A 1,712-nucleotide genomic window follows, 5' to 3' on the forward strand; every position below is an offset into this window, starting at 1 on the left:
ATGCTCGTGAGGGACTATGCTTTGGATGCCGTTATTGTGGGCAGCGACCAGGTATGGCGTTTAGAATATACCAAAGGCATCACTTTCGATTACTTTTTAGATTTCCTCAATGGGGCAGCGGTCAAAAAGATCAGTTATGCCGCCTCCTTTGGGGTAGATCAATGGACCCATCCCCAGGAAACCAGTGTGGCCGTTGCCGCTTTACTGCAAAAGATGGATGCCATTTCGGTGAGGGAAGATTCGGGGGTAGCCATCTGTAAAGAAGTCTTCCAGGTAGACAGTGTACAGATGATTGATCCCACGCTGTTGCTGCAAAAAGAACATTACCTGCAATTGCTGCAAAGCGAAAATGCACCTGCACCCAAAGGAGGATTGGCCGTTTATGTGTTAGATGCTAATGCTGCCAAAACCGCAATCGTCCATCAAATTGCCCAATACAAGGGCTTAAAACCCTATGCGCTGCATGTCAAAGAAAAGTTCAACATGGGTAAAATCCTGCGTATCAGGGATTGTATTTATCCTAAAGTTGGCGACTGGCTGTCTGGTTTTGCCCATGCCCAATTTGTGGTTACCGATTCTTTTCATGGGGTGGCCTTTGCCCTGTTGTTCCAAAAGCCTTTTATCGCTATTTGCAATGCCGATAGAGGTTTAGCGAGGCTCCAGTCCTTGCTCAAAATCTTTCATTTGACCGACAGGCTGATTTTCTCTGTGGCAGATTTAAACGATGCGCTGCTGAACAAGGTCATTGATTTCCAGGCTGTACAGGCCATCAAAAACCAAAAGAAACAAGAAGCCAGTCAATTTATCAACCATCATTTAACGTTTCTATGAAAGTGCTGCAACCTCAAATCTCCGTTATTGTGCCGGCTTATAATGCCGAAAAGTCTTTAGAGCGCTGTTTAAAGAGTATCCTGTCGCAAAGTTTCCGTAATTTCGAGTTGGTGTTGGTTAACGATGGCAGCAGCGATGGGACCATGGCACTGGCAGAAAAATATGCCGCTACAGATCCAAGGCTCCGGATCATCAGTCAAAAAAATGGAGGGGTTTCTGCTGCCCGCAATGCAGGGATGGCCCATGCCAAAGGCGATTATTATGTTTTTATTGATGCCGATGACTGGGTAGATCCCCCATACCTCGAGGGTTTCTTTAGCCTTGGTCAGCCGGCAGCCTTTTCCATGGTCATGCAGGGTTATATCCGAACGCGCAGGACAGGTGTGATCCAAAAGGTGGTCTATCCAGCTCATGTTTATCCCCCTGCAGAATTTTCTGCCCTGTTTCTCGATTTAAAATTTATCAAACAGTTCCCTTATCCCTTTGGTAAATTATTTGAGGCCCGGCTCATCAAAGAACAAGGCCTTTCTTATATCCCGAGCATTCACTATGGCGAAGACCTGCTTTTTATCCTGAGTTATTTCCGCCACCTGCAGCAATTCATTGTGGTTAACCAAGCTTATTATCATTATGTATTTTCGCCGGGTTCGCTGAGCGAAAGGATGAATGCCTATGTTTCAGAAGTTTCCAGGTTGCAGTTAATGCAGGGGCAATTGGACGACATCCATCAACAATTTGGGATTGATGATGCAGCCCAGGCTTTTCACCGGGCTTACCTCGGTAAATATTTACTGCGAACTTTTAAAGCTTTGTATACCCCTCCACACCGGAGGTTAAGGCACGAAAGGCTGCGAATTCTGCAGCAGCATGTTCAAAATGGA

The 1,712-nt window shown here is 46.0% G+C and carries 2 protein-coding genes; both read left to right on the forward strand.

What is annotated here, in order from left to right:
- On the forward strand, positions 1–831 hold an 831-nt coding region (locus tag ACR2F7_RS16245; protein WP_432714591.1), incomplete at its 5' end, for a polysaccharide pyruvyl transferase family protein.
- A partial coding sequence (locus ACR2F7_RS16250; protein ID WP_432714592.1) for a glycosyltransferase family 2 protein occupies positions 828–1,712 on the forward strand: 885 nt, incomplete at its 3' end. The genes ACR2F7_RS16245 and ACR2F7_RS16250, both read left to right, overlap by 4 nt.

The organism is Pedobacter sp. (assembly GCF_045628745.1).
In the GTDB taxonomy this organism is placed as follows: domain Bacteria; phylum Bacteroidota; class Bacteroidia; order Sphingobacteriales; family Sphingobacteriaceae; genus Pedobacter.